At 70.3% G+C, this 7,408-nt stretch carries 6 protein-coding genes and 1 tRNA gene; 5 read left to right on the forward strand and 2 right to left on the reverse strand.

Features of this window, described 5'->3' with window-relative positions; genetic code table 11:
• Positions 1 to 48: 48 nt before the first annotated feature.
• From B2284_RS06865 to B2284_RS06885, 5 genes are all read left to right on the forward strand, one after another.
• Positions 49 to 125, forward strand: a tRNA-Met gene (locus B2284_RS06865).
• A gap of 143 nt (positions 126 to 268) precedes the next feature.
• Positions 269 to 1,528 carry a glycosyltransferase 87 family protein gene (locus tag B2284_RS06870; protein WP_074046229.1) on the forward strand — a complete coding sequence of 420 codons (1,260 nt, stop codon included), beginning with the start codon at positions 269 to 271 and terminating at the stop codon, positions 1,526 to 1,528.
• Positions 1,529 to 1,698: 170 nt separating this feature from the next.
• Positions 1,699 to 2,331 (forward strand): hypothetical protein, encoded by a 633-nt coding sequence (locus B2284_RS06875; RefSeq protein WP_006943404.1) that lies wholly within the window; start codon positions 1,699 to 1,701, stop codon positions 2,329 to 2,331.
• Positions 2,332 to 2,585: 254 nt separating this feature from the next.
• A complete protein-coding gene (locus B2284_RS06880) occupies positions 2,586 to 2,975 on the forward strand; it encodes an RNA-binding S4 domain-containing protein (protein ID WP_131940690.1) in 390 nt (129 codons plus the stop codon).
• Between the two features lie 179 nt (positions 2,976 to 3,154).
• Entirely contained in the window at positions 3,155 to 4,135 is a 981-nt protein-coding gene (locus B2284_RS06885) for an endonuclease/exonuclease/phosphatase family protein (protein WP_131940692.1), read from the forward strand.
• A gap of 90 nt (positions 4,136 to 4,225) precedes the next feature.
• On the opposite strand, the gene B2284_RS06890 is transcribed toward B2284_RS06885, so the two are convergent.
• Entirely contained in the window at positions 4,226 to 6,811 is a 2,586-nt protein-coding gene (locus B2284_RS06890; protein ID WP_160126188.1) for an FHA domain-containing protein, read from the reverse strand.
• A gap of 91 nt (positions 6,812 to 6,902) precedes the next feature.
• On the reverse strand, positions 6,903 to 7,408 hold a 506-nt coding region (locus B2284_RS06895; RefSeq protein WP_286697320.1), incomplete at its 5' end, for an FHA domain-containing protein.

Here is a 7,408-nt window from a genome sequence, read left to right on the forward strand (position 1 = left end):
CCGATTTGCATTCTTTGTTCATCTGCTCGTAAAGTTGAGGCATACCGACGCGGGGTGGAGCAGCTCGGTAGCTCGCCGGGCTCATAACCCGGAGGTCGCAGGTTCAAATCCTGTCCCCGCTACCACGTGGCCCGCCGCTTCTGATCTCAGAGGCGGCGGGCTTTTTTTGTCTGAGATCGTCGTGGTGATGACGTCGAGTTCAGTGCGCCGACGGTGGCTCACTGTCGAGCAGGCCGGCCACCCGAGGCGGCTGTATGAGGGAGAGTTCATGGGGCGCCGTTCGTTTCGTCGCGAGGCGTGGCTCGTGTACCTGCTCGCCTGCGCGTTCGTGACCGTCAGCGCCATCCTGCAGCTGCGCTCCTGGAACTGGACGCTGTTCGACACTCGCATCTACCTCGACGCGACGACGAAGACGCTGAACGGCACAGCCGATCTGTACGAGGGCCGGTTCGGTGACGGCTGGCCGTTCACCTATCCGCCGTTCGCCGTCCTGGCCTTCGCGCCGCTCGCCGCATTGGCGCGGTCTGTCGCGACGGCGCTGCTGACGCTCGGCAGCCTCGTCGCACTGTTCCGCATCTGCTGGTTGCTCGCGGATCGCTCGATCGCACAGTGGAGGCTGGGGGAGCGAGCCCCGGCCCCCGGCTTGGCGACGGGAGCCCTCACGCCCCTCGCCGCCGCGGGTGGGGTGCTGCTCGCCGCGCGCTCGGACGCCGTCGGCGGCACGCTCGCCTTCGGCCAGATCAACCTCGTCATGGCCTGGTTCGTCGTCGAGGACTACCTCGGTCTCGGCCGCCGGCGCCTCGCGGGGGCTCGGCTGTCAGGCGTGCTCACCGGCCTGGCTGCGGGCGTCAAGGTGACGCCGGCGCTCGCCGCCGTCCCGCGCCTGTTCACCCGCGACCACGCGAGCGCCCTGCGCGCGCTGGGGGCGGGCGTCGTCACCGTTGGCGTCTCGGCGATCGTGCTGCCGCACGAGGTCGTCACGTACTTCACGTCGGCGTTGTGGGACACGAGCCGGCCCGGCGCGCCGGAGAGTGAGTGGAACCAGTCGCTGTCGGGCCTCGTCGCGCGCGTCATGCACGACGTGCCGGGCGCCGGCCTCGTCCGCCTGCTCGTCATCGCGGCGGCGCTCGTCGCGGGGGTGTTCGTCACGGCCGCGCTGCTGCGTCGTGACGACGACGTGGGCGCGGTCCTCGTCATCTTCGTCACGACGGGCGCGGTCAGCCCGATCACCTGGTACCACCACCTCGTCCTCGTTCCGCTGTTCGCCGTGTGGGCGATCCTCGCGACGCGCGGTTGGGCCAAGGGGCTGTACCCGGCGATCGCGGCGCAGGCTTTCCTGCTCGGGCTCTGGGTGCTCACCGGGATGTACCAGAGCGTGCCGCGCGACAACGGAGCCGAACTGCACCACGACCCTCTCGAGACCTTCATCAGCGAGGCCGTCCCGGTGCTCAGCCTGACGATCCTCCTGACGCTCGCCGCCGCGATCGCGCGCAGCAGACGGGCAACACAGCCGCACCCGACGCGCTGACGTCGTCCGGTCGCCGGCCGATTCACCAGCATGCCACCTGCTCGGGGCTCGAACCTGAGCCATCGTGTGAGCTCGCGTCGCGTCGTGGGCACCTGATTCGTCTCGGTTGGGGGCTGATGGGTCGTCTGCGCGACGGGTCGGTCACGGAATCTCGCGCGAGCCGTTCGGCCATGCCCGTGCCCGCGAGCGCGGCCGCGGCGACCTCCGACGACGCGATGCTCGCCTGGGCCATCAAGCACGGGACGGCGGCGGAACGACGCGACATCGCCGGAAGCATCGGTGTCACCTACCCGGCGGCCGCCGCGTTCCTCGGCACGACGTGTGACAGGGGCCACGGCTATGCCGGGGTGGGTCGTCAACTTCGCGAACACGCCGGCGCGGTGGAACGTCACCCTCGACGGGTCGGCTACGCGGGCGCTCAGGTTCGGCCCGCGAGCCATGACTATGGCGCACTCGGGGTGCCGGACGGGCGCCACACACTCGCGTTCGTCGACCCCCGCACCGGCGCGGTCGCTGCGAAGATCGCGACGGACCTGCACTGCGGTACTCCGGCCGGCGGTACACCCACGTCCGGATGGTCACCGACCGGGCCGGTCGAGGACGGTTCGATTCCGGCGACCCACCCGAGCTCGACGCTGCCGCCACCTGCGAGGCGCCCCAGCCAGACGCCTCCGGGCGTCGGCCCGGTCGTCGAGACCGACCACGTATCGAGCGATCGCGGCCCGGGCGTGCTGGTCGTGTCGTTCCTCGGTGCAGCGGGTGCACTGCTGGGCGCGAGGCGCCGCCTGCGCCGCGCCCGATGAGCGACGAGCGCGATCAGCGACGAGCGCGAACCGCACGCCTGAGCACGGGGGCAGGCGCTCAGGGTCGAGACGCCACGACGCGCGCCCGGTCGTAGGACGACGCCGCGGGCGAACCCAACGCAGGATGGCGACGAACTCACAGGGAGGCAGCGTATGACGTGCCTCCCTGTGAGTCAGTCGCCATCCGGCTGGGCGCCGCGAGATCTGCGAGCCGGCCCAGCGTCGGTGCAGGGAGGTGGCTTACCCTGGCGCCCATGAGCATGACGTCGGGGGTGGAGGGCAGCGTCCGCATCGATGCCTGGTTGTGGGCTGTCCGGTTGTACAAGACCCGCTCGGCGGCGACGACCGCGTGTCGCGCCGGGCACGTCCGCATGAACGGTGCGACCGTCAAGCCGTCGACGAGCGTGACGGTGGGCGCCGATCTGCGCGTGCGTCAGCAGGGCTTCGACCGCATCGTGCATGTCACGGGCCTGGTCAAGAAGCGCGTCGGGGCGCCCGTCGCGGCGCAGTGCTACGTCGAGTCGACGCCGCCGCGCCAGCGCGAGACCATCCCGCAGATCCCGGTGCGTGACCGCGGCGCTGGGCGTCCGACGAAGAAAGACCGCCGTGAGATGGAGCGCCTGCGTCACGGGGGAGCGCGGTGAGTGATCAGGGTGCGCAGGCCGACGGTGATCAGTGCGCCGGAGGGCATGCCGGCAACTCACCTGCGTTGACCACGGTGAACGCGGTCGATGATCAAGAGAAGGGCGGCTCGAGCTGGCCAAGGGCACGATTCGGGCGAAGCGCCGTCGAGGATCGGTCGGGAAGCAAGTCGAAACGCTGGGTGACGAGGCCCGCAGGCCGCGTTCGTCGCGTGCTCGGTGTCGTCATCGCGCTCGCGTGCCTGCTCACTGCCGCGCTGTGCGCTCTCATGTGGTGCGACGTGCTCATCGGTAACGTCGTGCCCGTTCTGCAGGCGCTCACGCCGGTCTGGGTGCTGATCGCCGCGGTGATGCTCGTCGCGGCGGTGCTCGTACGCCGGCGCGCGGCGCTCCTCGCGGCGCTTCCCATGCTCGTCGCCGCAACGGCGGCAGGCGTGGCACTCGCGCAGCATCCGAGCCCGCCGTCGTCGGTGCAGCATGCTGCCGGCCAGCGGCACCTGCGTGTCCTCGCGCTCAACCTCGAGTTCGGAGGCGCTGACGCAGGCGCCGTCGCCGCTGAGGTCGCCCGGGTGCGCCCGGACGTCGTCGTCATGCCCGAGACAACGGCCGTGAAGCTGCGCCTGCTCGACGCCGCGGGTCTGGGTGGGCGGCTGCCGTACCGCGCCTCGGGGCTCGTCGACGACGGCTCACGCGGCACGGCCGTCCTGTCGCGCTACCCGCTGCACACGCTTGACGACGGCCGCCACCTCGGCCCCTACGATCTGCAGATGCCGATCGTGACGGTCGCAGCACCCGGCGCCGATGTCACCGTGCACGGCGTGCACACCTACCCGCCGCTGCAGGACGGCGCGAACCACTGGCGCCCGCAGCTCGAGGCGCTGGGACGCTGGCAACGCGGCGAGAACGCGCCGCACCTCGTCATGGCGGGCGATTTCAACGCCTCGACGGCGCACCCGGCGTTCCGGCATCTCGCGGATGGACTCATCGACGCCTTTCCCGCCCAGCATGGCAACTGGCCGCCGACGTGGCCGCAGGACGCCGTCGTGCCGCCGTTCGCCCAGATCGACCACATCCTCACGCGTGGTTTCGTGCCCGTCGATGCGGGCACCTTCACCGTCCCCGGCACTGATCATGCCGGCGTGTGGAGCGACCTGCGCTACTGACGGAACACTCCCTGACGAACATCGCTCGGAAACGCGTCGTGGCTGACGCGTTTCCGGGCGATGTTCGAGGACTCGTGAGCCCGGCGGGCCTCACATGCTCTTGCGGCGGCGCGAGCTCCACCAGGCGATGGTCGTGCCGACCACGAAGATGGCGATCAGCGCGGCCGCGGCGATGAGCCAGTGGTCGGTGTCCCGCACCCAGAACGGATCCCACGAGCGGGAACGGCCGGGGATCGTCATGCTCGTCTTGACGTCGGCGGTCTGGGCACCCATGGCCAGGCCCCAGCGGCTCGGGAAGATGCTGCCGAGGCCGCGCATGAGCTGGCTGTCGAGATCGAACAGCCCACCCGAGAAGACCAGCGCGCCCATGATGACGATGACGAGCATCGGCATGACCTGCTCGTTCGTCTTCGCGAAGCTCGACAACGCGAGGCCGATCGCGACAGCCGCGAGCCCCGTCAGGAAGGCGAGGACGAACGTCTCGAGCGTCGTGTTGGCGAGCGCGACGGGGGCGGTCGGCGCGCCCTTGCCCGCGATGACGAGCAGGACGAGGATGGCGCACTGCACCGCGACGAGCAGCCCGTACGTGACGACCTTGCTGCCGATGTAGGCGAAGGGTGACAGTCCGACGGCCTTCTCCCGCAAGAAGATCGGGCGCTCGGCGACGAGTTCGCGGATGGTGGCGGCCAACCCCATGAAGACCGATCCCATGACGATGAGCGTCATGATCTGGGTTCCTTCAGCCCGCAGCGTCACCTTGCCGGGGTCGCCCCCGTTGGCGATGAGTTCCTGCTCGAAGAAGACCGTCTTCAGCCCGTGCGTGCCCGGTACGAGCATCGCCAGGCCCGCGAGGGCGATGGGGAGCAGCAGCATGAAGGCGACGAAGCCGCGGTCGGCCGCGATGACCCTGAACTGGCGTCGGATGAGCGTCGACAGCTGACGAAAGATCGACTGCTGACGCGGTGGCACGTCCCGCTGCGACGACGCGGACGGGCGCGGCGCGCTCAGGGGAGCGGACACCTGGCTGTCCATCATCGCCGAGGAGCGGAACACGTCCTGCGAGCGCTGCGGGTCGTCGGTGACGGTGTTGAACACATCGGCGTGATCGCTCGCCGAGAAGTAGGGCAGCATCTCGTCGGGCGGGCCGAAGTAGGCGACCCGTCCGCCCGGTGCGAGCATGAGCACCCGGTCGCAGACGCCGAGGCTCGCGACGTTGTGCGTGATGACGACGACGGTGCGGCCGCCGTCGGCGAGGCCGCGCAGCGTCAGCATGACGCGCTTGTCGAGGCCCGGGTCGAGGCCGGAGGTCGGTTCGTCGAGGAAGAGCAGCGACGGGCGCGTCAGCAGCTCGAGGGCAACGGATGTGCGTTTGCGTTGGCCACCGGACAGGCGTGAGACCTGGGTGGTGGCGTGCTCCGTCAGCCCCAGTTCGTCGATGACCTCCTCGACGCGGGCCTCGCGCGACTCACGATCGAGGTCGGCGGGGAAGCGCAGCTCGGCCGCGTACCGCAGGGCCTGACGGACCGTCAGCTCGGGGTGGACGACGTCGTCCTGCGGGACGACGCCGATACGGTGGCGCAGATCCTCGTAGTTGTCGTAGAGGTCTCGTCCGTCGTAGTAGACCTCGCCCTCGGTAGCCTTCTGGGCACCGATGAGGGCCTTGAGCAGCGTCGACTTGCCCGCACCCGAGGGGCCGATGACGGCGACGAGGCTCGATCCTTCGAGGCCGAAACTGACGTCGTCGAGCAGCTTCTTGCCGTCGGGCAGCGAGAACGACAGGTGGTTGGCGACGAAGGTGACGTCACCTTCGTCCTCGCTCGCGACGAGACGCCCGTTCTTCAACGTGAATCGGGTGTGGCCGACGGCGAGCAGGTCGTCCTCGCGCAAGGTGCCGCGGGTGATGCGCGCACCGTTGATGTAGGTGCCGTTGCTGCTGCCGAGATCCTCGACGGCGAAGCTGTCGCCCTGCGGCACGAGGCGGGCGTGACGCCGGCTCGCGAGCAGGTCGCGCACGACGATCTCGTTCTCGGTGCCGCGACCGATGGTGATGGTGCCCGACGGCAGGGCCATGGCCTGCGGGACGGCGCCCTGGACGGTCAGGCGGCCGGTGGGTTCGGGCTCGAGCTGCCCGGTCCATCCCTGGAACACGTCGCCGCTCGCACGTCGCTCGGCGGGGGCCTGCGGGGGGCGGGGCAGCCGGATCGGGCCGGTCTTCAGGCTCGAACCGGTCGTGGCGTCGGGCGTGGGCGCAGCGCTCGAAGCGCCGCTGCTGCGACGCGGCATCGGCACGGAGATCGAGGTTGCCTCAGGCGGGGCCTGTGACGGGCTCGCGCCGTTCGGGTCGACACTGCGCGCGACCTGCTCACCTGCTGGGGTGGAACTTCGCGAGAACTGGACTCGCGTCCCACGGGGCCCGCCGAGTCGGACGTCCTCACCACCGCGCAGATCGCGGTAACCGTGCACGCGCTGGCCGTCGACCCAGGTGCCGTTCGAGCTGTCGAGGTCACGCACCTGCCACCCCTCGCCCTGCGCGCTCACCTGAGCGTGGCGTCGTGAGACGTCGACGTCGACGATCGTGATGTCGCAGTCGCGGCCGCGGCCGATCGTCGCGCTCTCACCTGGTTGCAACCGCACGACGTGCCCGTCGACCTGCACCGTCAGTTCTTGTATTCCCACGCTTCCCTCCCGGAGCGTTCCAGCGCCCACGGGCGCTGCTGTGGTCGATGTCCAGGTTGGATCGCGGCCGGTCCGGACGGGTGTTCGCGGCTCAGACCGAGACGAGCCAGCCGTCGCGCACCTCGAAGGTGGAGGCGCCGATGCCGATGCGGTCGCCTTCGTGCAGCAATGTCTGCTCGACGCGGCGCCCGTTGACGAACGTGCCGTTGCGCGACCCGAGATCGCGCAGCAGCAGACCCTCATCCTCCGCCGTGATGACGACGTGTCGGCGCGAGACGAGCATGTCGTCGAGCACGATGCTGTTGCTGCGGCTGCGGCCGATCGTCAGCGAGTCCTCCGGCAGATCGTCGTTCTGGCCGACGACCTGAGGCGGCGCCGACTCGTACCCGCTCGAGGAGTACCCGTTCGACGGGGGAGCCGACGCATAGCCCCCAGACGGAGGTGCGGACGGGTAACCACCCGACGGAGGTGCCGACGGGTAGCCGTTCGACGGGCTCGTCGCCTGCGCGTCGGCTGCCGGCGCGGGCACGGCTCCGACGGGTGAGGCGCCACCGCGGGGTGCCTGGTCGGCGTCGCCGTCGGCCTGGTCGTGGCGCG

Source organism: Dermacoccus sp. UBA1591 (assembly GCF_002322065.1).
GTDB classification, from domain to species: Bacteria; Actinomycetota; Actinomycetes; order Actinomycetales; family Dermatophilaceae; genus Dermacoccus; species Dermacoccus nishinomiyaensis.

Bases quoted from the DNA above. Each gene is read 5' to 3' on its own strand.
- B2284_RS06870 (WP_074046229.1), top strand. From the start codon at position 269: ATGGGGCGCCGTTCGTTTCGTCGCGAGGCGTGGCTCGTGTACCTGCTC.
- B2284_RS06875 (WP_006943404.1), top strand. From the start codon at position 1,699: ATGCCCGTGCCCGCGAGCGCGGCCGCGGCGACCTCCGACGACGCGATG.
- B2284_RS06880 (WP_131940690.1), top strand. From the start codon at position 2,586: ATGAGCATGACGTCGGGGGTGGAGGGCAGCGTCCGCATCGATGCCTGG.